The sequence below is a fragment of the Streptomyces sp. NPDC085524 genome, from assembly GCF_044541755.1.
GTDB lineage: Bacteria > Actinomycetota > Actinomycetes > Streptomycetales > Streptomycetaceae > Streptomyces.
The window spans coordinates 19,909-43,388 of record NZ_JBITTH010000029.1; the positions used below are offsets into that span (position 1 = coordinate 19,909).

Genomic DNA, 23,480 nt, shown 5'->3' on the forward strand with positions numbered 1-23,480 from the left:
CGGCACCGGCCCGACCCTCGACACCCCAACACCACCCTGACGCGCCGAAGTCAGTGAGGAACTGCCCCCCGGACCTATTGGCCGACTACGCGACCGTGCTCGGCATCTGTGCCGAGGGCCTCGCCGCCGATCTGCGCCTCGACCAGCCGTTGAAGTTTCATTCCCCGCTGCCCCCCTGAGGGGCCATCCGTTCCCGGTGTCGGTTGAGCACTCGCGCCTTCCCGGTCCCGACACCGTGCCGAACGCACGCACGCACAGCCAGACCAGGGTCTGGAGCGGGTCCGTCATGGCGGTCCCCTCCATCGGGGCCCGCCGTCCGGGGCATCGACCACGCGCCCTTGCGGAAGGGAGCCGGCCGGACGGCGGGGACGCTGCGGTTAGGGGATGGTCCACTCTCCGGCCTGAGAGGCGAATCCGGAGTTCATCGTGAACTACACCTTGGTGATCTTGGAATCCTTCGGAACCTCATAGGTGATCCAGCCAAGGACCTTGGAGCCGGGCGACACCTTCGCCGAGCTGGTCATCGCGGGTCCGGCCGTGATCTCGCCGAACGTCGAGTGGAACTGCTGGCCCTGGTCGTCGGCCACCTGGGTGCCGTTGCTGGGGCTGTCGCTGTATACGGCGGTTCCGGTGTTGACGAGCTCGAATTGAGCCGCGACCCACCGCTTCCCCGCATCGGGCTTCATGAAATCCTCTGCGGCTTCTGCCGGGTCGACCCACTTCTTGATGGTGACGGCGAGCTGTTCGCCGTCACCGTTGCCCTTGAGGGTGACGGTGTCGCCGACGGTGGCCGCCTTGCTGGGCGCAGAGGGAGCAGGTGCGGAGCTGCTGGTGCCCGTGGTCGGCGTGCTGACCTTGGTGTCGGGCTTGGTGGTGACTGCCTCGGTGGGGCCGCATCCGGTGAGGGCGAAGGCGGTGAGGGCGGTGAGGGCGGTGATGGTGGTGGGGGTGTGCACTGGACCCCCCAGATTGCTGTGTGTTGACACCGCATCATGAGGAGGCTGCCTCGAGAGCCGGGCGCTTGCCGCTGATGCTCCGGCCGGTGAAGGATCTCGACCTCGGTCCGCACACCGCAGCCGGATCACGGGACCGCCAAACGGATTCGCAACCGGCGCCATCCCACCCTGGGTACAACGGCACGCGCCCGAACGCCGAAGCCCCCAGCGAGGGGTCTTCGCATGTCACGATTCGGACACCAGGCCACCGCAAACCAGCCCGTACCGGCGCAATCGGCGTCATGTCTGCGCTGAAGGCGACGTCTTCGCCTTGACCCCTGCGTCGAGCAGGGCGGCGAGGGAGTCGAGGACGCGCTCCAGGCCGAAGGCGTAGGCGTGGGCGGGATCGTAGGCACTGTTGTGCGCGGCGCCGGCGGCTGCGCCGACGCGGACGGCAGTGGGGTAGGCGTTCTCGTCGAGGACGCGGGCGAGGAGCGGGGCGTTCAGCTCCCACCACTGTTGCTCGTTCAGGGCGCTGTCCTGCTGGGCGGCGCGGGTAGCGGCAGCGGCGCGGGCTGATGCCTGTACGAAGGTGAGCAGGTGGGTCAGGCAGTCGTCCATCTCGACGTCGCTGAGGCCGAGGCCGTCGAGCCCGGACAGTTCGTGCTCGTACTTCGCCATCAGCCCCGGCCCCAGCGGAGGTCTGACGGTGGAGACGGCCGCGGCCCATGGGTGTCGTTCGAAGAGGGCTTTGTTCTCCTCGGCGATCGCGGTGACGCGTCGGCGCCAGGGCTGCCCGGTGGTGTCGGTGCGGGGCATGCGGGCGTATGCAGCATCGAGCATCAGGTCGAGGAGCTCGGCCTTGCCGGGGACGTAGGTGTACAGCGTCATCGGCACCACGCCCAATTCCTTGGCCACTCGGCGCATGGTCACCGCTTCCAGGTCCTCGGCGTCCGCGATGGCGGTGGCGGCCTCGACCACCGCGTCGATGCTCAGCCCCCGTCGTGGTCCTCGGCGGCTGCCGGATGAGGGCGGGGAGGAGTCGCGCCACAGGAGCCGCAGGGTGTGGGTTGGGTCGCCCGAGCTGGTTCGTTCTGCCGGCATGGGGATCATCCTTGCGCATCTCAACTCTGTACAATGTACATTGTACTCCGTACAGAGAAGACGCTCAGTGTGATACCAGGAGGATTTCGATGAAGATCACCTCTAGTGCCGTGTCGCTCAACGTCGACGACGTCCCCGCATCCAGCGCCTTCCTCGTCAAGCACTTCGGGTTCCGGGAGGAGATGGCCGCTGACGGTTTCGCGTCCCTGACGCGCGACGACGCCGGCATGAACGTCATCTTCTTGCGGCGAGGGCTTGAAAGCCTCCCGGCGGACCAGCGCGACGACCGCGCCGCCGGGCTCATCCTCGCCTTCGTCGTCGAGGACCTCGAAGGCGAGCTGGCGCGCCTGCGTGCCGAAGGTGTCGCGATCACCATGCCGCTGACCGACGAGGAATGGGGCGAGCGAGCCTTCCAGGTCCGCGACCCCAATGGCGTCATCGTCCAGCTGGTCGACTGGAACGCGCCCACCGGCAGCTGAGGCGTCGTCGACGCCGCCTCGAAGCCGTGGCTCCCGGCGCCGCCCAGGGTTACGGCTTCGGGTGGCGCTGCCGCTCGTACCGCTGTTGGCGCTCAGTGCTTGATCGTCAACGGCAGAGGGCCCTGGTGAAATGGGCGGATTGTAGGAGTCGTCGCAACACGGTGATCAACTGGCTGTGGCCAGGAGCTTAGCGAGGCGCTCGGCTGGGGTTTCCCAGTCGAGCGTTTTGCGTGGGCGGCTGTTGAGTTCGGCGGCGACGGCGTCCAGGTGTTCGCGGGTGTGGACGGACAGGTCGGTGCCTTTGGGGAAGTACTGCCGCAGCAGGCCGTTGGTGTTCTCGTTCGAGCCGCGCTGCCAGGGGCTGGCCGGGTCGCAGAAGTAGACCGGGACGTCGGTGGCGACGGTGAAGGCGTGGTGGGCACCCATTTCGGAGCCCTGGTCCCAGGTGAGTGAGCGCTTGAGGTGGGGCGGCAGGGTTTTGACGGTCTCCGTCAGGGCGTCACGGACGGCGGGCGCGCTGTGGTCGTCGGGCAGGTGGACGAGCATCAGGTAGCGGGTGGAGCGTTCGACCAGGGTGGCGATGGCCGAACGGTTCTCGCGTCCGACGATCAGATCGCCTTCCCAATGGCCGGGGACCGCCCGGTCGGTGGCCTCGGCGGGCCGTTCGCTGATCATCACCATGGGGTGAGAGAAGCGCGGTGTGCGGGCCGCCGCGCGTCGCTGCGGCTTACGCACGGCCCGTCCCGTGCGCAGGGCGCGGACCAGCTCGCGGCGCAACTCTCCGCGGCCCTGGACGTAGAGGGCCTGGTAGATCGTCTCGTGGACCACGTGCATCTCCGGCCGGTCGGGGAAGCGCCTGCGCAGTTCCTGCCCGATCTGCTCCGGGCTCCACCTGTCGGCCAGGCGGTGCTGTATGAAGTCCCGCAGCTCGGGGTTCCGGCCGATCTTCCCGGGCTTGGGGCGGGGCCGGCGGGCGTCCGCACGTGCCTGAGCGGCATGCGGGCGGTAGGCCCACTGCGAGGATTCCGCGCGCAGCCGCATACCGTTGCGTCGGATCTCCCGGCTGACGGTGGACGGGCTGCGGCCCAGTTCGGCGGCGATGGCACGGACCGCAGCCTTCTCGCGGAACCGGTCGGCTATGTGGATGCGCTCGGCCTCGCACAGATACCTGGACCGCACGGAAGGCGGTGCCACCGCTTGGATGGGTGGCACCGCCTTCCGGTTGCCGGACGCATGACGGCCGTTACGCCAGCGCTTGCCGGTACGCAGATTGATCCCGACGATGCTGCTGGCCTCTGCAAACGTCACTCCTTGATCCACAAGTCGGAAGTATTCCTCCCGCTTCTGGACCTGCGGAGCATGTCCCCCGCGCTTGCGCTGCTTGCCGTGATCGACGGCCATCGCGTCCCCTGAGCTGGGGTGTTGCAACGACCACTAGAACTCAAGAGTCCACCGGGGCCCTCTGTCGTTGTGCGTACCCGTGCGACGTTTCACCCGGTGAGGGTCGGCGGGCTTCGGAGGCGCAAGGGGTGGGTTCCGAAAGTTCCGACGCCTGTACGTCGGTATGTGGGCAGGTGACTCGTCGCCCTCGTTGTGGGCACCGTGGCCCGTGCCGCGGATTGGGATGCACGAAGCCCGGCGGCACCCCGTGACGACAGGGTTCTACCAGCGGTGGAATCGCTCCATGAGCAGCAAGCCCACGAGCATCAAGGCAACCGAGGCGACCCGTGACCGGCTTCGCCTCCTCGCGCAGGAGCGCGGTACGACGATCACCGAGCCCCTGGAGGAGCTCGCCCAGAGCCGGCCGACCCGGGCCGAGCAGGAGCAGCGGGCACTCGAGGCGGCGGCCGAGCTAGGGCTGGAGTACACCGACCAGCTCCAGCAGACCGGGCAGTCCGCCTGGGACAAGATCCGGGCCCACGGGGCGGCGCCGCCGCGTGAGCCTGACCGCAGTCTTCGACCACACCGCGCTCGTCGCACTCCACCAGGCCGACCCGTTCTTCACCGGCCTGTACATCGAATCCTCCCGGGGCACCGGCCGCGTCCTCATCCCCGGCCCTGTCCATCCTGGCCGCCGAACGCGCGGTACCGGGCGCCGGCACCCACGCCGCCCGCCTGCGCTTCGCCGAGACCGTCGCCTTCACCGCGGACCACGCCCTGGACGCGGCATCCTGGCCCGCCACCGACTGGCCGGTCACCCACCCCGCGGCCATCGCGTGGCAGGCCGCGAAATCGGGAGAGCCGGTCACCGTGCTCTCCCTGACCCCCGAGGCGTACGAGGGCACGGGCGTCTACCCGCTCAACCCGAGCTGACGAGCGCAAAGAGGAACACGGCCGACCCGGGCCGGCCGCAGTGCCGCGGCCGTCGTGCCGGGCGATCGGCGGCGATGCACCCTGTCGGGTCTTGTCCGGGCGGCCCCGGCAGAAGTGATCCGCAAGGCCGCGGCCAAGCGGACCCGATCGAGGAGGAAATCTCCGAATTCCCCTTCCGGCCATCACTCCGTCTCCTAGCCTGTTCTGCGGCGATCACGGGCGAGGCGGCAAAGGTGTGAAGCGTGGCTGGGGACGACTTACCGGGGAAGGCCGAGGACCTTGCCGTGGTCCTTTCGATGTCCAAGTTCCAACTTGCGCACACTGGCGAGGACAGTGAGGACGACGACCAGGAAGACCCACAGGAACGGTCGACCTGGGAAGAGCTCAAGTTCGCCGAGCACCTCGGTGGACTCGTTGCCGAGCGCTTGTCGGGAGTCCTGGCGGGTCCTCCGGACCATTTGCACAACCCGGACCACTCGGCGGTCGCCCGTCGCATGGAGCGGTTGCTGAGCGACATCACGGAGGGCGGGGATGCGATCGTCCACGTCCTCAGCCACGGCTTCATCCTGAGGGGAGCGAAGGACCTGTGTGTCGTGGCCACGGACTCACTGCCTTCGGACCACCGGCTCGTCGCTCAGTCAGTCTTCCGGATCCACGACTTCCTCACCAAGGTGGACATGGGCTTCGGGCGCATCCTGCTGCTGCTCGATGTCTGCCACAGCGGGGTGGGCATCGATTGGACCAGGGAGATCACTTTCCCGGACCGTCGTGCGTTCGTCATCGCGGCCTGCCCGTCCGACGAGCAGGCATGGGAAGGACGTTTCTCCCAGGCGGTCAGCGACGTCCTCAAAGGCCTGGCTCAGGGCCACAGTGAGATCCACCCGAGCGAGCGCTTCGTTCGTCTCACCTGGTTCAAGGACGCGGTGCACAAACGGGTGCAACAGCTGTCCACGGACGCGGGCCATCCGGTGCAGGAGGTCGTCTCCAGCGACCTGTACGGGCTCGCGACCGAGTTCCTGCCCAACCCGTGGTTCCGCGAGGACCTCTCAGCGGTCCTGAAGCTGAAGAACTACTGGGACCTGCAGGATTTCATCGTCGGCAGTGTGCATCCCTCGCTCGATGTGGATCACTACATGTCACGAGCGTCCGGGCGCGACACCGCGCAGCAGGCCCAGTCGACCTGCCACTTCAAGGGTCGTGAAGCGGAGCTGGAACGGATCCGCGCCTGGCTCGAGGAGGGCGCGGAGGAGGGTGCGACGCTCTGCGTCGTCACCGGGAGTCCCGGGGTGGGCAAGTCCGCGCTGCTGGGCGTCGTGGTCTGCTGTGCCCACCCGCAGCTGGTCAAGGGACTCAGGCCGGTCATGCAGAGCATCCCGCAGAAGCTCCGTCCCGATCCCCGGTCCCGAGTGGCCGCGGTGCACGCGCGGGGCATGGTTCTGAGCCAGGTCGTCGACACGGTCGCCGCCCAGCTCGACCTTCCGCTGCCGCCGGAAGGCTGGACCGCTCAGAAACTGGTCGATGCGGTCGCCGGGCTGGCGGAGGAACCTCTGATCGTGGTGGATGCCCTGGACGAAGCCATGGAGAGCGTCCAGATCAGTGTGGAGCTGCTGTTGCCGTTGGCGAACCGGGAGGACCGGGGCGGTGGCCGGCGGCGGGCATGCCAGCTCCTGGTGGGTGTACGTCCCTATTGGGACAAGCTTCCCCAGCTGGCGGAGGCTGCTGGTGACGCCCGCCAGTTGCTGGTCAATCTGGACGCCGTCGACCGGGCCGGGCTCAGGGAGGCCCTGAGCGATTACATCAACGAGATGCTCAGTGATACGGACACCTACCTCACCCGCGGGAAGGAGCGGCGCATGGTCGCCGAGGGCGCGGCCGAACACATCGAGCGCCACGCCGCAGGGGGAGAGTTCCTCAAGGCCCAGCTGTCCGTCCGGTACCTCGAGGCCGCGGCCCCGGTCACCAAGGCGGAGCTCGAGCGCGCGCTCAGCGGACTGCCCCTGACCTTCGCCGCCCTGATGGAGACACAGCTGAGCGAGGAGCGCACCCATCCGTGGGCACGCCCGGTCCTCGCGGCCCTGGCCTTCAGCGCGGGCAGCGGAATGCCCGCCGACCGGATCGCCGATGTCGCGCCCGAGTTCCATCCCCGGAAGGCGCACCCGACCCGTGCCGACGTCCGTTCGGCGCTGGACCACGTGGCGTTCTACCTCCGGCACGACGTCGACCCGACGCACGGGACGACGCTCTACCGGCTCTTCCACCAGGAGCTGGTGGACCATCTGCGGAGCCGCCCGCGCGGCGGACCCGGCCCGCTGGCCGGGTTGCTCGCCGACCAGTGCGAGGGAGGACCGGGTGCGGGCCCGGTGACGGCGTCATGACCGGGGACGAAGAGGCCGTCTTCCGGCGGCTGCTGTCCAGCCTGCCGCGCTACGGCACCGGCCGGCGCTGGGACCTCGCCGATCCCTACCTGCGGCGGCATGCCGCCGAGCACGCGGCCCGGGTGGGCGGCGACCTGCTCGGCGAACTCCTCTCCGACGGCGAGTACCTCGTGAACGCAGACCCGAGGTCCGTCACCTCGGCACTCTCCCCCTTCCGGGACGTGTACGGGGGCTTCATCCAGGAGCTGCTCGACGTGTACTGCGCCTCCGTCAGCTGGCATCAGCGGGTGGATCCAGGAGCGCGACGTCAGATCCTCGCCCTGGACGCCCTGCGCCTCGGCCACCGGGAGCTGGCGGCGAGCATGGAACGCCTGCCGGGCGGCCGCGTGCTTCCGTGGCACTGCGTGTGGTCGAGCGCCACCAACGTCTCCGCATCGGCCGGCGCCACCATGACCGGCCACGCCGAGGCCATCACCGCCCTGACCGTGACCGAGGTCGCCGGCCGTCTGGTGGCGGCAACGGGCAGCAAGGACCGCACGGTTCGGATCTGGGACCTCACCACCGGCCGGACCCGGCACGTGCTGCTCCACGGCTCGCCGGTCACCAGCCTCGTCTCCACCCTTCTCGACGGCCGGCCGGTCCTGGTGACCGGCGGCGAGCGGGTCACCCGGTGGGATCTGTCGACCGGCAGTCTGATGGGCTCGGTGTCCGTGGGATCCCCCGTCAGGCAGCTCGCCATCGACGACTCCGGTCTGATCGCCATGGCCACCGAGACCTTCCCGTACGTGGCCGACCTGCATGCGGAATCGGAACCTCCCCGGCCGGTGCGGGCCGCAGGACAGCGGGTGCGGTTCGTGGCCGCCTGCCGCGAAGGGAACAGCCGCTTCGCGCTCGCCGTTACCGAGGGCAGCTACGTCAGCGCCTTCGCCCTGCCCGGCGGCGGGCTCCGGTACCGGGACGTGCTGCGCCGCACTGGCGACGCGGCGGACCGGATCACCGCCCTCGCCACCCGTGACATCGCCGGCCAGACCGTGGCGGTCGTCGGCCACGCGAGCGGAGCCTGTACGGCCTTCCACGCACACAGCGGCCTGCTCGTCCACTCCCTGCTCCACCCGGCCGTCACCGAGGGCCGACCGGCCCGAGGGGTGCGCAACGAGGTCGACTCCATCGAGATCCACCCGTCAGCGCATGGCTGGCGGGCTGTCGCGGGCCACCGGGACGGCATGCTGCGCACCTGGGACCTCGACTCCGGCGGGCTGCTGCGCGAGGAACGCGCGCACGCCGGCGCCGTCACCGATCTCGTGACCACGACCGTGGACGGCCGCCTCGTGCTGCTGACCGCCTCGGAGGACGACACGGTCCGCTCCTGGGATGCGGAGACGGGCGCACTGCGGGACGTCCTCGCCGGCCACACCAGTGGGGTCACCCGCGTCGCGCCGGCCCTGTCCGGACTGTCCGGCACCCGTCCGGTGGCGGTGACCGTGTCGAAGGACCGGACCGTGCGCACCTGGGACCTGCGCAACCGCCGGACGGGTCGGCTTCCCGGCGAACATCCGAACTGGGTCCGCACCCTCGGCCTCCACCGCATCGACGGCCGGCTGTACGCCGTCACCTCCTGCCGCGACGCAGCCATCCGGGTGCTCGACGCGGACACCGGCGAGAACGTACGGGAGTTCACGGATCCGGACGGGCAGCCTCTCCAGGCCGCCGGCGTCCTCACGCACAGCGGGTTCACCTGGATCGCGGCGGGCGGCGAGGAGGGCCGGCTGCATCTGTGGGAGTACGGCGTGTCGGAGCCGAGGGAAAGCACGGACCCCGGCCCCAGCGCAATCACCACGCTGGCCATCCTCGCCCCGTACCCGTTCCGGTTCGAGGTGGTCGCAGGCAGGAACGACGGCGCGCTGGCCGTCTGGTATCCGGGCACTGGTGAGGAACCACGGCTGCTCGCCCCGCCCGGGCGTGGCAGGGACGCCGGAGTGTCCGCACTGGCCGTCGCAGAGACCTCAGACGGACCGGTGGTCTTCAGCGGAACGTACGACGGCACCTGCCGGACCATGCTCCTGCGCACCGGGCGCCTGTTGCACAGCCACCGCTTCGGGACACCCGTCAAGGCGGTGGCGATCGGATCGGTCGCCGGTGAGCCGGTCACCGCGGCAGGCGACGAAAGCGGCCGGATCACCCTGAACCGCTTGGCGGACGGCAGGGCGCTGCGCACCCTGCTGGGCCACACGGGCTCCGTGCGCTCACTCGCCTTCTCCCGGGTCGGTCACGTGGACGCCCTGGTCTCGGGCAGCGCCGACGGCACCGTCCGCATCTGGGAGACCTCGACCGGAGCCCAGCTCGACCGCATCGACCTCCCGGATTACGTCCAGACCGTCGCCCACGCCGACGGCGTCCTGGCCATCGGCTACGGGCGCGAGGTCTCCGTGTTCGCCCCGTCAAGCCGGCCGACCCAGCCGGAACACCGAGCAGAAGGAAGCCGATGACCCGTATTCTCGCCATCCACGGCGTCAACCAGTACGACCCGGCGCGCACCCCCGATGCGGCCGCCGCCCGCCTCGGCGCGGTCTGGCACAAGGCCCTCAACCGGGAGCTGCCCGTCCCCGTGGATGCCGTGGACATGCGCCTGGTGTACTACGCGGACCTGCTGCGTCCTACCGGTCCCGCCGCCCAAGGCGCCACCGACGACCTCGACCACCTCTCCCCCGAGGCCGCTGACGCCGCGCGCCGATGGGGTGAAGCGCACGGCCTCGACCTGAACAAGGCGCAGGGCCGGGTCCTGACGCCCGTCCGCTGGGTCGCGGACGCCGTCGCCCAGCGCAAGGGGCTGGACAGCAAACTCGTCCGCAGGTTCGTGGGCTCCTTCTTCCCCGAACTCGTCGCCTACCTGCACTCCCCCGCCCGCCAGACGGTGCAACGGCGGCTGGCGGACGCCATCGCCAAGGAGTCGCCCACGGTTCTGATCGCCCACTCGCTGGGCTCGGTCGTCGCCTACGACACGCTCTGGCAGCACGCCCACAAGGTCGACGTGCTGCTCACCATCGGGTCGCCGCTGGCCATGCCGGACATCGTCTTTCCGCACCTCCAGCACACGCCCAGGTCCGGCAAGGGAGTACGGCCGCACACGGTGGGGCATTGGATCAACATCGCCGACCCGGGGGACCTGGTCGCCATCCCTCAACCTCTCACCAAGCACTTCGACGACGTCGACTCGAACCTGTCGTCGGGGATCGGCGCCTTCAGCTTCCACCAGGCAGCCTCCTACCTCAAGTGCTCAGCCACGGCCAAGGCGCTCGCTCCGTTCCTCGGGTAGCGCCTTTCGGGCAGCGCCTCCGCGCGGACGGGGCGTGCCGGATCGTATGGGGGACGTAACGCAGCACGGCGCGGGTCATCGGCCCGGCTCCGCGTGCGGGTGGCGACGGCTGATAGCGGCCAGTTGGATTTCCCCGTCCGTGGCAACTTCAGCTCCCCATTGTGGCCACTTCAATTCCCCACTGGCAGCCACTTCTTCTACAGAGCGCGATGCCCCGGCGATGGCATCGGTGGGCGCCCGCGTTCATGACGGCCGCCCGCCGAACTCCCAGTTGTGCACCTCGATGTCGGCGTACAGGTCGTGTGTGAGGATGGCGCGTGCGGTGTCCGGGTCCGGGGCCCGGAGCAACGCAGCCGTGCCCAGCCAGAGAGTGCCATCGTCGGACAGCAGCGGTCCGTAGGCGATCAGCTCCCTTGGCTCGGGCGGCAGCGCGAGGTCGGCGGCCTCTCCTGTGCCGAGGCCGAGCACCAGGTATCGGTGGCCTCCGGTCCGGCCACCGGGGAAGTCCCACATGGTGCGCCCCAGGGCATTGCGCCACCGTCGCACGAGTACGTCCCGGTAGGCGCCGGCCTGGTAGTTCGGCTCGTCGAAGGCGAACTCGCGGGCGGCAGCGGGATCGGGCAGGTCGAGGATGTGCACGCTGCCGGTGAGGGTCTCGCCGTCGTCAGCGAAGGTCGGCCCTCGGGCGATCATCTCCTCCGCGAATCCGTCCATGTAGGACAAGTGCGCATCGTTCAGTTCGTAGCGGAGCGACAGGGAGCCGGTGCGGTCACGGTGGTAGCAGAGGAACTCCATGGCCGCAGTGTTCCCTGGAACAGGCGCCGACAGCGAGGGGGTTTCACTGCGATGACCACTCGGCGGACTCGCGCGAGTCGTCGAAGACTAGTACTCCAGCCGTAGATCGTGATCTTGTTGGTGGGATGCCAAGTCAGGTCGGGCTGGTTCCCGTCTCAAACGGTGAGACCTGGTGCGCTTGCCGTATCAGCTGGACTGGTCGGGGGAGGGGTAGCCGACGCTGTCCGTGTAGAAGCGGCCCTGTTCGCACAGGGCGTCGAGCTCGGCGTTCTCTTCCTCGCTCAGTTGCTCATCCAGCGCCACGCTGATGGCGTGTCGCGCGCGTGCCAATCGTCGAAGGACATCCCAGTCATCGATGAATTTGCCGACGGTGTACTCGTCAGCGGTTCCGGATGCCTGGCGGGATCTGAGCCGGTCGAGGGAAACCACGAACTCGTTGAGGTCCTGCAGGACTGCGACGGCCTCGTTGAGGGGTATGCGGATCTCTCGGGAGAACATGTCCATCGGCCGATTCAACTCCAGAACTGGTGCTCAGGCCCAGATCCTGATCTTGCTGGTCGGGGCTGGTCCGGGAACGGATGTGGCCACTGGTGATCATCGATGTGTGAAGACAGATGATCAGGCAGTGGCCGCGGGTCACAGCATAGATCTTGCCAGCTGGCAGGACATGTTCGAGGTGTTGATGAGCCGCATCGCGGGGCGGTTCGCCTGGGTGGAACCGCGGCGCCGGGCGAGGGCGCTGGTGCTCGGGTTGCTGTCGGACCTGCCACGCAAGAATTGCTGGACGCTCGCCGAGCACGCGGGTGACTCATCCCCGGATGGCCTGCAGCATCTGTTGTCGAGGGCCAGGTGGGATGCCGAGGCGGTCCGCGATGACGTCCGCGGATTCGTTGTCGAGCAGTTGCACCACGACGACGCGGTGCTGGTCGTCGATGAGACTGGCGACCTGAAGAAGGGCATCGCCACGGTGGGTGTGCAGCGCCAGTACACCGGCACTGCCGGACGCATCGAGAACAGCCAGGTCGCTGTCTACCTCGTCTACTCCACCCCTCGTGGGCATGCGGCGATCGACCGGGAACTGTATGTCCCGCGCTCCTGGTCCGAGGATGCGGCCCGCTGCAGACAGGCCGGGATGCCGGACGCCGTCGGCTTCGCCACGAAACCCGCGCTCGCTGCCCGCATGATCAGCCGTGCGCTGGACGCCGGCGTACCCGCGTCCTGGGTGGCTGGTGACGAGGTCTACGGAAGCAACCCGCACCTTCGGACCGCGCTGGAGGGGCGCGAGGTCGGCTATGTCCTCGCTGTCGCCTGCGACCATCAGATCACCACGCGCGCAGGCAAGTTCCGCGCTGACGCGCTGGTCAGGATGCTGCCGAAACGGGCTTGGCAGAAGCTCTCCCCCGGCACCGGAGCCAAGGGACACCGCATCTACGACTGGGCCCTGGCCGACATCGCCGACGACCGGCCCGGCCACCGCCATCTGCTCGTCCGCCGGAACCGGCGAACCGGTGAACTCGCCTTCTACCGGTGCTACTCGGCGGCCCGGGTGCCACTGTCCACCCTTGTGAAAGTTGCCGGGCGCAGGTGGACGGTCGAGGAAACCTTCCAATCCAGCAAGGGTCTCGCCGGACTGGACGAACACCAGGTCAGGCGGTGGACGTCCTGGCACCGCTGGGTCACGCTCGCGATGGTCGCGCACGCATTCCTCGCCGCGGCCACCGCCAACGAACGTGCTCAAGAACAAGCTCCGGACGGCCTGATCCCGCTGACCTGCAATGAGATCCAGCATCTGTTCATCACGCTCGTCGCCCAGACCGTCCACACCGTCATGCACAGACTCCGCTGGTCCGAGTGGCGACGACGCCATCAAGCCCGGGCACGGGCCTGCCACTACCAACAGCAGGTCACTCAATAACCACAAAGATCACGATCTACGACTGGAGTACTAGGTGATTTACCGGATTGCCGGTTCTGGCGGAAGTGCTTCATACCGTTGCCTCTCCCACTTAAAGTGGCAGGCCAGTAACCCTGCTCCCCGCGCACCCGGGGATGAACCCGTCTTCCAGTCGGTCACCCTGGCTCCCACTGGGACGCCCTGCGCGCCGACTTCCGCTTCCAAGGCCTCTGGAAGACGGCGTCGATCCGCGCCTGCGATGCGATCTCCGCATACGCGTCTTCACTGGCGACCCGCCTCCAGGGCGACCTCCCCACCGCCGACGCCCTCCTGAAGCTCTCCGACGCCGCCCTCACTTACAGCACCGCCGCGGCAGCCGAGCCCACTCCACCTCCAGCCCGGCAACCAGCCGCCCGTACGCCACCCGCGCCGACGCCGTCCGGGCAGCGCAGGAAGTGACGTCGTACTTCCAGGCGTGGACCGTCACCACCATGGGCCAGGACGTCGTCGGTTCCGGCCACCGCAGGGTCACGGCGTTCCGTGACGCCTGGCAGCAACTCCCGCCGCACAACAGCACCCCCGGCCGGGCGGCCGGCCCGTACGGCGACGTCGCCGAGCGCGCCAAGGCCCTCCAGGCCGCGGCCGCCAGATCAGGCCGCTTCGCTCCGGGCGACCTCCAGGTCCTGCAAGCCCTGGCGCGGGCGGCCGACACCCACGCCGCCCGCCTCTCGGTGACCATCCCCTCCGGGCAGGCCACGCAGCCCCGGACGATGGCCGTCCCATCCCCAGCGGTCGCGATCCCCGCCCCGCTTCCCGCCCGGGCGCCCCGCGCGTCTCTGTAGTTCACACCCGCCGTGCCGAGGCCACGACGCGACGGGCGCCAACCACCCACACCGGGCGCGGCGCGGGCTCAGATGTTGCCGAGGACCCAGACGCCCCGCATGACGACACCGACCGGCACGACCACAGCGACGGACCCGAGGGCGATTCCGGCCCGCGCCCGCCCGCCGGCTGTGGGCTACGGGCCGTCAGATGTCGTGCTCCATTGGTCGGATATGGTCGAGGCGCTCTTGCGGACCGGTCCTACGCTGGAGGCATGGCCACCGATCCCTTGCTGAGACAAGGCCCCGACTCGACGGATCTGGTCCTGCGCGTCGGCCCGGCCGGGCCGGTGTGGAACGTGCTGACCTCGGCGGGGCCGGCGCTGTTGACTCCGCTCGCTCTGGGCGTGCTGACCCTGCTCGTCGCGTTCGGTATGGCGATGGCCGGGGCGCGGGCGTCGACCGTGTTCGTGGTGGTGGGGGTGATCGCCGGGCTGGAGTACCTGATCGGCTGGCTGGCGCACGCCTCTTCCCGGGCCCGGGACATCCTGCGGGTGGAGTTCGCGCCGGCCGGGGAGCCCGCGTCCCTGCGGTTGGTCCGGGGCGCCGGGCCGGACGACTGGCTGCCCGTCAAGACCCTGCGCCAGGTGCGGCTGACGCACAAGGTGGTGGAGCCGTACCAGGGGGACTACAAGCCGGCCGTCTCCACGCTCGAGCTGGAACTCGTCCTGCTGGGCGTCCGGGAGCAGCTCGCGCTCCCGCTCGACGGCGACCCGCAGCCGCTCGCCGACGCGCTGAAGGCCCTGCTCGGCCCGGCTGGGGTCGTGGTGGCGCTGCGCACCGAGCGCAGCACGCGCGATCGGCCGACGCAGCACAACTCCGGCTGGACTTCCGGCGGTTCGGCCTCGGCCGGCTCGGGTGGCGGCTGACCCCGAAAGCTGTCCCTGGCGCTTCCCAGTTGGGCGTGTTGAGCCGCCGGGCCGGCTCGGCCGCAGCCGGGTCCTCCGGCCACGGGTGGCGGGGGTAGCGCCCGCGGAGCCCGCCCGCACGGCGCGGTGGCCCTCGTGCCAGAACGACGCGAGGTCGCCGGTGGCGGCGGCCGGGTGCCCAGCCGGGGAGAGCAGGTGGACGGTGGCGGGGCCCGCCCAGTTGGCCGCGGCACAGACGGTGTCGGCACGAGGAGTCGGTTCGGACGAAGAGGCTAGGGACCGAGTACGGCTGGTTCTCGAACTTCTCCGGGCTACGCGATTGAGCGGAGCAAACACAGGCCTGCCCGTCACGTTCCTGATCCGGGGAAAACGACTTGAACCTGCGCCGGGTGGGCGTGGCAGGCTTGCGCGGTGATCGTTGAGTTGGCACCTGGCCGCCTGAGCTGGGACGAGGTGGACCCCGCCCGTCATGCGTTCGACGGCGCGTCCGTAGCGCGGACCGTGCTCTCGCTCGGCCCGGCCCAGTGTGTCCCCATCCGCCCGGACGTCCCCTTCGGGGATCCCGCGATGAGCGCCTGGAGCAGTGGCGTGGCCAAGTCCTGGGCCGACGCCATGTCGTACGCCCTCGTCCAGCGCTACGGCCGCTGGACCGTCGGGTGGCGCTGGTCGCACGACGAGGGTGATTTCGACGGCGGACCGGTAGGGAACTGGTGCTGCCCGCGGGACTCGGTCACCACGGCTGAAGAGACACTGGCCCGTGTCGAGGCCGCTTTGTGCGAGTGGCGCGAGTGGCTGGAGGACCTCGCCGGCTGGTTCGAGGCGTACCCGCTGGACCTGACCGACATCGAAGACCAGCGGATCCTGTGGGAGCGCGCGGCGCGGAATCTGATCCTGCAGGTCGTCGACCGCACCGGGTGCGGCAGCGGCTGGCATGGCCACTGCCACCAGGTGCTTACCTGGTTCCTCAGCCGGTGGGGAGTCGCGCCCGATGTGGCGCGGGGGCTGGTGGACGCGGCGATCGGTGGACGTTTCCGCAGCTGGACCGGCCCCGATTCGGTGCTGGTCGACGACATCGCGGAGAAGCTGGCGCTCTCCTTGCATCCGGGCGTCGGCGGACCAGGATCGGACATACCGGCTCCGGACCATCTGCAGCGCTGGCTCGCGGTACGCGAGTCGGTGCCGTGGCAGGAGATCCCGGACAGCGGCGCGGACGGACCGGTGGTGCCCCTCCGCGACGGCGCGGCAGAGGACATCCGGGCCTTCGACGGCGCCATCGACTCCGCCCGGGCCGAGGGCCTGCTCACCGCCCTGGAGTCGCTCCGAGCCGACGCGGCACGCGGGGCGCGGCTCGACTTCGCAGTGCTCAGCAGCTGGCAGCAGCACCTTCTCGGCACTCCGCAGCCGCCGCGGTTCCGCAGCCTGCCCGCCTTCGCCAAGGGAAGCAGAGAGCGCTACGGCATCGGACCGGACACACGTGCCCGCTTCGACACATGCCTGGCCGAGAGCGCATCCGACGCCGGCCGACCTCTCGGCCTGACCGCCCGCGCCGCCCGCGTCTATCTCGACATCTGCTTCTTCCACCCCTTCGACGACGGCAACGCCCGCTCCGCCTTCCTCGCCCTCGTCTTCGTCCTCGCCCGCGAGGGCATCGCACTCGACGGAGTCGGCCTGCTGCGCCGCATCACCTTCCAGGCCGACAACCCCCAGGACCCGCTGAGCCTCGTCCGCTACATCAACATCCATCTCGAGGAGACCCGGCGCCGCGCCGCCGGATCGACCGGCTCGGCACCACGGTGAACGCCTCCGTCGGCGAATGGCGCCAACAGGTCTTGGCCCAGCGCCGGGCGGGCGCGGCGAGCGCCAGGGATTCCACCCAGTCGTCCGTACTCGCATGCAGGGGCGTCCAGCGGAGGGCATCGATCCCGAAGGCCCCGTCGGGACCGATCATGAATCCGTAGGCCATGGACACCCTGCAGTCCCCCGCCGGGAACGACCAGCCCCCTTCGGACGTCCACTCGGGGCAGCCGGCCTCCAGGATGCGCGGACCGCCCCTGCGGCTCAGCCGGCGGGCGCGACCGGGGTTTGGCGATTCCGGCTTGTCAGCCGTCACTGCTGCTCGCCGTCTCCAGGGTGGAGTACGGCCGCGGCGATCTCCCGTACGCGGTCCAGGGTGATCCCCGTGCGCTGTTCGACGGCGAGAGGGTGGTCTGTGGGTTCGAGCTCCACGAAGGGGCGCTCACCGACGGGGCGCGTGTGGACGTGCGTCTTCAGGTTGAGGGTCGTGGCCGGATAGACCGGCAGGTCGGTGGTGAGCCAGCCGAAGTACGGCTCCTCGGCCTCGCGGCCGGGGGTGTCCCACAGATCTGCGGCCCGGGAGAAGCTCTCACGGCTGAGCGAGACCCACACGCCCCAGGAGAACGTCTCGCCGCTGCCGATGACCGGTATCTCGATCATGCCTTTGACGAAGTAGTACTGCCCGTGGATGACGCACTGGTCCGAGGACAGCAGGCAGTCGTCGGCCTCGGCGAAGGCCGGATCCCACACGGCCGGGGCTTCGGCTGTGTAGTTCATCGGCACGTCGGAGTGGTGGGCCCCGCAACACGTGCAGGTGAATCCGTGATCACTGGTCATGGTGCCGGAGCCTAGCGACGGGCTACGCTCCCGCTTCTCCTGGGAGTGCGCCTCTCTCCTTGCGGGCGGGCTGCCGCGCTCCGCTGCAGTACATGTGACCGATTCCCGATGACCGTTGTCAAGCGTCGAGGGTGACTACGGGGTGGGTGATGTCGTGCCGATCGCGCGCCGGAACCTCGCCCACAACGAGGTCGGCAAGGTGGTGCCGGAGACTCCGTCGGGAGAGCCGGCATCCCGTGCGGTGGCGGTCTGTTCTACTGGATCTTCGCGAGGGTCTCCGCGGAATGTGACGGCCTCCTCGTCGATCCCGACCACTGCCAGGAGCGTGTCCAGGGCCATGCCGGCCTGCTCGTGCGGCTGGGTGAGCCAGACGTACGAGACGCCGAGCGGATTGCCGTCGTGCTTGCTGATCGCGAAACTGAACCCGTCCAGCCGGAACAGGACGACGTCGAGTTCGTCCAACCCGTCCCAGGACCGCTCTACATGCAGACGCAGCCGCTGGGCGACCGGCTGCACCGACAACGCCAGCACTCCGATCATCTGGAACAGCGGAGCGGAGTGTTCCCAGATGCTGTACTGATAGGCGGGGTTCTTGCCGGTGCCGTAGGGCGGCTGCGTGGCCGGCTGCCAGTCGGGCTCAGGCCCCGGGATCTCGACCTCTGTCACAGCAGCTCCTCCCCAGGGCCTTCAGCAAGCTGGTGATCAACCTACCTTCATGGGGCCGGCCGGCTTCAGGCGGCGCCGGGCAGTACGGCCAACGGCCGTCGCGGCCTCACCGCATCCGTGCCGCGCGGGGTGAGACTTCTGCACGACCGCTCGAACTGCCTGCCGAGCCCGCAGCTGCCGGGAAGTGACAAGTAGGTCTGCGTAATCAGGTGCACTCGGGGTCTGCGCCGGATTCCTCTCGCCGTCAGCCGCACGGCCGGCCTTCCCCAGCAGAGGTAAGAGCCTGGACATGTGACAGGGCGATACGACGGCGCGCGAGATCGACGTCGATGATCTTCACAGTGAGGGCGTCGCCGACCCCGACGACGTCTCCGGACGATCCATCCAGCTCGCTGGTGGGCACGAGCCCCTGGAGGCCGTCCTCGCGGTCCTCGATGCGGACGAAGACGCCGAACGGCTCGATCGCGGTGACCGGCCCGGTGACCACGTGGCCGATCCTCTGCGCTACCTGCGGCCACGGGTCTTCCTGCACTGCTCGGAGCGACAGCGGTACCCGTTCCCGGACCATGTCGACGTCGAGGACCTCGGCTGTGACCTCCTGGCCGACGCTGACGACCTCGGACGGGTGATCGAATGGGCGCCAGGACAACTCCGGGATGTTGATCATCGCGGTGAAGCCGCCGATGTCCACGAAGGTGACGCCGAAGCTGGCGATGACCGTCACTGTGCCGGTGACGATCTGGCCGCGCCGCAGGGTCTTCAGGAACGCCCAATTCCGGTCGCTGGGCGTCGGCTCGGTCTGCCAGCGAGCGCGCAGAACGCCGTCGCTGTCGGGCAGCACGGCGGTGAACAGCGGGAGATCTTCACCGGCGTACATGGATACGACGCCGACGGCACGCGCGCCGGCGAGCTGGGAGGTCAGCGCCTCGAACTGGGTCTCGTCGACCACCGTGCTCGTCATCTTCCCGTCCTCGTCCTCCCGGACGATCTCCACGAGGCCTTCGTCGGGCAGAGCGGCCACGGCCGTGTCCACGTCGGTGAGCAGGTCCGGCCGGATTGCCAGCCGTGCGCGTGGGGCCAGCTGGGAGCGAACCGTCTCGATGTTGTCGTGGGTCAGGCGGTGCCACCGGGAGCCGTTGCCGGCGAAGACCTCCTCCAGGAACACCGCGCGGTGGGTGCTGACGGTCCAGCGCACGCGGGCCCAGAACTCGGCGTCGGCAGGCCGCTGCACGTACGCGGGGTCGTCGGGGGCGAAGTCGTACGGCGATGCGTCCAGGCGTTCCGGGAACAGGCCGAGCCCGCGGGTGCGGGCCAGTGCGGTTTCGCAGGGCAGGTTGCTGCCGATGTAGAGGTACTGGTCCCAGCCGACGTGCACCGTGAACGCTCCTCCTGCCCCCAGTCGGCACCAGGCTCCGTTGTCGCGGAGCATGGCCCGGACGAGTTCCAGGCCGACGGCGATCGGCACCAGCGCGCCGTCGTGGAACCCGGCCTGGCCGGCCGGGAACAGGCCGGCCAGGCCGTAGCCGTCGATCGGTGGCTCCAGGCCGAAGTGGACGAAGCCTCCGATCTGTGGCTCGCGGATCTCCAGCTGGTCAATGCCTGCCGCCTCCGCGAAGGCGGCGATCGCCGCCAGGTAAGCCTCCTCGACCGGCCCGTGGTCACTGACCGCTTCCTCGGCACCGGTGTAGTGACCGCGCTCGTCACGGTGGGCGGGGTCGTACTTGGTGATCCGGTAGACGAACGGCGGCACGCTGCTCCCTGGGTGGTCCGAAAGGGATCCCAGCGTAGGTTCCACCGCCGAGTCCGAGGTCAGGATTTTCGGAGGAACAGCCCAGGTCGCCCCGGCTGGGCACCCTCTGCTCGCCAAATGGCATGCACACCCACGACCTGTCCAGTGGTCACTGGACAGGGTCGAGTGCACGGTCACAGTACGTCCGGACGGAGGACGGTCCGCGGCTCGCCAAGAAATTCGAACAGCTGCTCTAATAAATGGATGATGTCCATCCACTTCCCTGACGACCTGCTCGACCTCCAGGCCGCATGGCTGCGCACCTACGCCGACCTGGCCGACCTCCCCGCGCACGCCGGCACCACCGCACTCCGCCGCCGACTCATCGCCCTCTCCTGCAGCATTGCCGCCCACCCCTACTGGACCGTCCCCGGCCGGTCTCCGGCCGCCCGCGTCGAGCTCCGGCGCCGCGCCCGCACCCGTACCTGGGTGACAGCGGCGTGAGTGCCGAACCGGGCGGCCCGAGACCGGGCGGCCCGAGACCGGCCGCCAGGTTCCCGGAGGACCTGGTCGCCCTCCAGCAACGGTGGACACGGATCTTCAACTGGCTGGCGGGAGCCCCTGCGACCGGCGGCGGCCATGAACTGCGCATGGAGCTGCTCCGCCTCAGCCTCCGCCTGGACACCCACCCGCACTGGGCGACCGCGGAGGCCGGGTGGAGCCGGAAGGCGCGCAATGAACTCCAGCGCTACGCGAGCGCGGCACCGGGCGGGGAAGAGCAGCTGGTCTCGCTGTGCGTCGGCGGCCGCATCATCGCCGTGCCGGGCGAAGCCGCATCCCGGCGCGGAGACGGGTGACACCCCAGCACCCTTGCTCGCCCGCAGGCATCGCCGAACCACAGGATCTCGTCGGGGCACGGATCCACCGCCGCCAGTACCCCACCGCCTCCTCGCGAGCGCCCTACTGGCGCAACCCCGGACGACGCCCGAGTACGAGGTCGGTCGGGACATGCGCGCGGGGCAGGACCCGCTGCGGAGCCTGAGCCGGCGTCGCGGTGACCCACTTCTGCTCCTGGGCGATCGCCCGGTGCGCGGCCGCGTCCAGCATGGCCCGTGGCACGGGCGTGCCGGCGCTCCGGGCCGCGGCCAGCAAGGCACCCGCACCCTTCTGCTCGGCACCCATCACGGCCGAGTAGGCGTTGGTCAACGCCTCTACCTGGCGGGGGTGGATGGGGTAGAAGCGCTGCCCCTGGTCCAGGTTCGGGGGCTGGTGGTCGACCGAGTTCGTCACCAGCCCGGCCTCCGCCCGCCGGATGACCCACGGCGCGGCCGCCGCCATCTGCCAGCCGGTGGCGCAGAGCCGGTACGCCGACGCGGCCAGCGCCCCCGCTCCCCCGGCATCGGCGACGATGTCCGCGGCCGGCCTGGCCGCTCCCGGTGGCTGCTGGGGAGTTCACTGCGCGCCGAACAGCAGCTGCCCCAGGCGTACGGCACTCGTACGGGAGATCACCGCGGCGGGGTGGGGGTCGGGCGACGGCATCCGCACCGCCTTGCCCTGCCGGACCTGCGCATAGCCCGGCGGCGGAAGCCTGGGGTGTTCGCGTGGATCGACCGTGTCCGCGATGTGCGCCCAGGCGGCAGCGGCGTCCCTCCACGCCTTCGAGGGCTCCCTCAGCACCGCCGCAGCGCCCGTGAAGCCGTCGCGTGCCGCGCCGTCCGGCATTTCAGCAGCCACGTGCGTCAGCGTGCGCCCCGCGAGCAGCCTGCTCATCGCGTTCCAACGGGAGATCTGCTGGAGGTCCGAACCGCTCAGCCGCTGATCCGCGCGGTCGTGCAGGGCGCCGTACGCGGCGCGGGAGAGGCGCTCGCTGTCCTCGGCGAGGCGGGTGATGACGGCGCTGGTCGCGTCCGTCGCCGCGGCCTGGACCGGTTCGACGGGCAGGGCCGTCGGGAAGCCGGCCACGTCGTGGTCCGCGTCGCGGGCGGCTGCCCGGGCGTAGACGGAGGCGTGGTTGAGGGTGGTGCGGGCCTCGTCGAAGGCATCGGCCCCGCCGGGATGGCCGGCGCCCTGAGAGAGCCGGTGCGCCACCTGCCCCGCCGCCCGGGCTACCTCGGAGTACCGGTAGGCGAGGTAGTCGAACGCCTTCTGGTGCCGAAGGAGGTACGCGTACGGGGTCAACGGAACCCGGTCGGGACCCAGATGGCTGCCGATCGCGTCGCGCACGGCGCCCACCGCCCGCGCCGCGGCGGCGATCCGTTCACCGGCGGGTCCGCCCTCCCCCGCCCGCGGGGACAGGTACCGGCTCGCGGTGTCCAGCGACGCCCGGGCACGGTCCAGGCAGCCGTCCAGATTCTGCTCGGCCCGGGTCAGCGCCCGTTCCTCGGTCGTCGGAACCGGCGTGTACGCGCGCGGTCCGAGCCCCTTCTGCACCTGCGCCAATAACCCCTCGAGCTCCCCGGCCAGCGCCGCACGCTCATCGGCCGCGACCGACGCGAGCGGGGCCTGCGCCACCTCCTGGAGGCGGGCGACCGCGACATCGAACAGTTCGCCGAGTGTGGTCACCTCACTGCCCCCGGACCCGCGTCAGCGCCGCAGCCGCGCCCGACGCGAGTTCCCTGACCTGGGTCAGGGAACTCGCGGTCTCGTCATCCGCAGCAGCGGACAGCCGGGCCAGCGCGTCACCGACGTGCTCCAGGAGCCGTACGTACGGGACGAGCCCAGCCGCTCCCGGCCCAGGCGGCGGAGCCGCGACCGGCCTCCCGCTCTCCGGGAGGGGCAGCCGGTCCCTGCCCTCCGAACACTGCTGCGTGGCGACCATGGCCTGGAGCTCGTCACTGTCCTCGTCGAATGTGATGCGGTCACACAGGTCGGTGGCCATGTCGAACACATCCCAGGCCGCCGCTAGCACTGCGACGGCGTCCGGTGAATCCAGCTGCGCATTGAGCTCCATCAGGACCGACGTCGACATCGCCATCCCCTTCTTCGTGTCGGAACGGGGGTGATCGTCCCCCCTGGAAGGGGGCCGACGAGCGGACCTGTGGACAAGTCGAACCCTGTGGATGACCCACAGGCAGCGCCGCTGACCACGAGCCCGCTCGTCAGGGCGGACTTCGAGACGAAGCCGTGTCGTGGTGGTGGGGCGGGCGACCCCGATGGCACCGGGCCACCCCGATGGCGCCGGGGGGCCGGTCCGCGCCGGCGGCGGTCGCCGCTCGCGGCATAGGCGGGCGCCTCCACGGAGAACCTGGCTCTCAACACCGTCAAGCGCTACGACCGTGTCGCCGAGCCCGAGCGCCAACCAGACCGCCAGCACGACCAGCCGGGCCAGCAACCACTCGATCAGTGCTCCGATGCGGGGACAGGACGCCACCCTGGAACGGCTCCGCGTCGACCGACAGCTCGAAGAGGCTCTGATCCACGGGCCTGACCCACTGCATCTCGCCGAGGTCTGCGGGCTCGACGAGAAGACCGCGATGCGTTACGCCGACTCGGCCCG

21 protein-coding genes and 2 pseudogenes are annotated in these 23,480 nt (G+C 69.9%); 10 read left to right on the forward strand and 13 right to left on the reverse strand.

Going from position 1 to position 23,480, the window contains the following annotated elements; all coding sequences use genetic code 11:
- Positions 1 to 431: 431 nt before the first annotated feature.
- On the reverse strand, positions 432 to 956 hold the full coding sequence (locus ACIGFK_RS33965) for a DUF4352 domain-containing protein (RefSeq protein WP_400054902.1): 525 nt from the start codon (positions 954 to 956) through the stop codon (positions 432 to 434).
- 279 nt (positions 957 to 1,235) lie between these two features.
- On the reverse strand, positions 1,236 to 2,039 hold the full coding sequence (locus ACIGFK_RS33970; RefSeq protein WP_400054904.1) for a TetR/AcrR family transcriptional regulator: 804 nt from the start codon (positions 2,037 to 2,039) through the stop codon (positions 1,236 to 1,238).
- A gap of 89 nt (positions 2,040 to 2,128) precedes the next feature.
- On the opposite strand from ACIGFK_RS33970, the gene ACIGFK_RS33975 reads away from it, so the two are divergent.
- The gene (locus ACIGFK_RS33975; protein WP_400054905.1) at positions 2,129 to 2,518 is read left to right on the forward strand and encodes a VOC family protein; all 390 of its coding nucleotides are present in this window, start codon (positions 2,129 to 2,131) and stop codon (positions 2,516 to 2,518) included.
- 165 nt (positions 2,519 to 2,683) lie between these two features.
- On the opposite strand, the gene ACIGFK_RS33980 is transcribed toward ACIGFK_RS33975, so the two are convergent.
- Entirely contained in the window at positions 2,684 to 3,919 is a 1,236-nt protein-coding gene (locus ACIGFK_RS33980; protein ID WP_400054907.1) for an IS30 family transposase, read from the reverse strand.
- A gap of 1,154 nt (positions 3,920 to 5,073) precedes the next feature.
- On the opposite strand from ACIGFK_RS33980, the gene ACIGFK_RS33985 reads away from it, so the two are divergent.
- The 3 genes from ACIGFK_RS33985 to ACIGFK_RS33995 are packed head-to-tail and all read left to right on the forward strand — an operon-like array spanning position 5,074 to position 10,519.
- Positions 5,074 to 7,206, forward strand: coding sequence for a hypothetical protein (locus ACIGFK_RS33985; RefSeq protein WP_400054909.1), 2,133 nt, complete (start codon positions 5,074 to 5,076; stop codon positions 7,204 to 7,206).
- Positions 7,203 to 9,692, forward strand: a complete 2,490-nt coding sequence (locus ACIGFK_RS33990) for a WD40 repeat domain-containing protein (protein ID WP_400054910.1) — start codon at positions 7,203 to 7,205, stop codon at positions 9,690 to 9,692. The genes ACIGFK_RS33985 and ACIGFK_RS33990 overlap by 4 nt, the downstream gene beginning before the upstream one ends.
- Positions 9,689 to 10,519 carry a hypothetical protein gene (locus ACIGFK_RS33995; protein ID WP_400054912.1) on the forward strand — a complete coding sequence of 277 codons (831 nt, stop codon included), beginning with the start codon at positions 9,689 to 9,691 and terminating at the stop codon, positions 10,517 to 10,519. The genes ACIGFK_RS33990 and ACIGFK_RS33995 overlap by 4 nt, the downstream gene beginning before the upstream one ends.
- Before the next feature lie 243 nt (positions 10,520 to 10,762).
- On the opposite strand, the gene ACIGFK_RS34000 is transcribed toward ACIGFK_RS33995, so the two are convergent.
- A complete protein-coding gene (locus tag ACIGFK_RS34000) occupies positions 10,763 to 11,314 on the reverse strand; it encodes a YciI family protein (protein WP_376656837.1) in 552 nt (183 codons plus the stop codon).
- A gap of 186 nt (positions 11,315 to 11,500) precedes the next feature.
- Positions 11,501 to 11,818 (reverse strand): hypothetical protein, encoded by a 318-nt coding sequence (locus tag ACIGFK_RS34005; protein ID WP_386468689.1) that lies wholly within the window; start codon positions 11,816 to 11,818, stop codon positions 11,501 to 11,503.
- A 178-nt stretch (positions 11,819 to 11,996) separates the two neighbouring features.
- On the opposite strand from ACIGFK_RS34005, the gene ACIGFK_RS34010 reads away from it, so the two are divergent.
- The 3 genes from ACIGFK_RS34010 to ACIGFK_RS34020 all read left to right on the forward strand — a co-directional run bounded on the left by ACIGFK_RS34010 (position 11,997) and on the right by ACIGFK_RS34020 (position 14,958).
- Positions 11,997 to 13,229 carry an IS701 family transposase gene (locus ACIGFK_RS34010; RefSeq protein ID WP_400055002.1) on the forward strand — a complete coding sequence of 411 codons (1,233 nt, stop codon included), beginning with the start codon at positions 11,997 to 11,999 and terminating at the stop codon, positions 13,227 to 13,229.
- 434 nt (positions 13,230 to 13,663) lie between these two features.
- Entirely contained in the window at positions 13,664 to 14,050 is a 387-nt protein-coding gene (locus ACIGFK_RS34015) for a hypothetical protein (RefSeq protein WP_400054914.1), read from the forward strand.
- A gap of 254 nt (positions 14,051 to 14,304) precedes the next feature.
- The gene (locus ACIGFK_RS34020; protein WP_400054916.1) at positions 14,305 to 14,958 is read left to right on the forward strand and encodes a hypothetical protein; all 654 of its coding nucleotides are present in this window, start codon (positions 14,305 to 14,307) and stop codon (positions 14,956 to 14,958) included.
- 46 nt (positions 14,959 to 15,004) lie between these two features.
- Here the strand turns inward: ACIGFK_RS34020 and ACIGFK_RS34025 are convergent.
- Positions 15,005 to 15,168 (reverse strand): annotated as a pseudogene (locus ACIGFK_RS34025) (ATP-dependent helicase C-terminal domain-containing protein); the annotation flags it as partial.
- A 201-nt stretch (positions 15,169 to 15,369) separates the two neighbouring features.
- Here ACIGFK_RS34025 and ACIGFK_RS34030 point away from each other — a divergent pair.
- Positions 15,370 to 16,755, forward strand: coding sequence for a Fic family protein (locus ACIGFK_RS34030; RefSeq protein ID WP_400054917.1), 1,386 nt, complete (start codon positions 15,370 to 15,372; stop codon positions 16,753 to 16,755).
- A 19-nt stretch (positions 16,756 to 16,774) separates the two neighbouring features.
- On the opposite strand, the pseudogene ACIGFK_RS34035 reads toward ACIGFK_RS34030, so the two are convergent.
- The 4 genes and pseudogenes from ACIGFK_RS34035 to ACIGFK_RS34050 all read right to left on the reverse strand — a co-directional run.
- Positions 16,775 to 17,008, reverse strand: a pseudogene (locus ACIGFK_RS34035) (hypothetical protein); the annotation flags it as partial.
- Positions 17,009 to 17,064: 56 nt separating this feature from the next.
- On the reverse strand, positions 17,065 to 17,529 hold the full coding sequence (locus ACIGFK_RS34040) for a DUF2199 domain-containing protein (RefSeq protein WP_376656879.1): 465 nt from the start codon (positions 17,527 to 17,529) through the stop codon (positions 17,065 to 17,067).
- A gap of 195 nt (positions 17,530 to 17,724) precedes the next feature.
- A complete protein-coding gene (locus tag ACIGFK_RS34045) occupies positions 17,725 to 18,255 on the reverse strand; it encodes a hypothetical protein (protein ID WP_400054918.1) in 531 nt (176 codons plus the stop codon).
- Between the two features lie 244 nt (positions 18,256 to 18,499).
- Positions 18,500 to 20,005, reverse strand: coding sequence for a S1 RNA-binding domain-containing protein (locus tag ACIGFK_RS34050; RefSeq protein WP_400054920.1), 1,506 nt, complete (start codon positions 20,003 to 20,005; stop codon positions 18,500 to 18,502).
- Positions 20,006 to 20,248: 243 nt separating this feature from the next.
- Here ACIGFK_RS34050 and ACIGFK_RS34055 point away from each other — a divergent pair, with 243 nt between their 5' ends.
- Together ACIGFK_RS34055 and ACIGFK_RS34060 are read left to right on the forward strand one after the other, a co-directional pair.
- The gene (locus ACIGFK_RS34055; protein ID WP_400054921.1) at positions 20,249 to 20,488 is read left to right on the forward strand and encodes a hypothetical protein; all 240 of its coding nucleotides are present in this window, start codon (positions 20,249 to 20,251) and stop codon (positions 20,486 to 20,488) included.
- Positions 20,485 to 20,841, forward strand: coding sequence for a hypothetical protein (locus tag ACIGFK_RS34060; RefSeq protein ID WP_400054923.1), 357 nt, complete (start codon positions 20,485 to 20,487; stop codon positions 20,839 to 20,841). The genes ACIGFK_RS34055 and ACIGFK_RS34060 overlap by 4 nt, the downstream gene beginning before the upstream one ends.
- 103 nt (positions 20,842 to 20,944) lie before the next feature.
- On the opposite strand, the gene ACIGFK_RS34065 is transcribed toward ACIGFK_RS34060, so the two are convergent.
- The 3 genes from ACIGFK_RS34065 to ACIGFK_RS34075 form a co-directional block, all read right to left on the reverse strand.
- Positions 20,945 to 21,322 carry a hypothetical protein gene (locus tag ACIGFK_RS34065; protein ID WP_400054925.1) on the reverse strand — a complete coding sequence of 126 codons (378 nt, stop codon included), beginning with the start codon at positions 21,320 to 21,322 and terminating at the stop codon, positions 20,945 to 20,947.
- Between the two features lie 114 nt (positions 21,323 to 21,436).
- The gene (locus ACIGFK_RS34070; protein WP_400054927.1) at positions 21,437 to 22,546 is read right to left on the reverse strand and encodes a hypothetical protein; all 1,110 of its coding nucleotides are present in this window, start codon (positions 22,544 to 22,546) and stop codon (positions 21,437 to 21,439) included.
- 1 nt (position 22,547) lies between these two features.
- On the reverse strand, positions 22,548 to 22,952 hold the full coding sequence (locus tag ACIGFK_RS34075) for a hypothetical protein (RefSeq protein WP_400054929.1): 405 nt from the start codon (positions 22,950 to 22,952) through the stop codon (positions 22,548 to 22,550).
- Between the last annotated feature and the right edge of the window lie 528 nt (positions 22,953 to 23,480).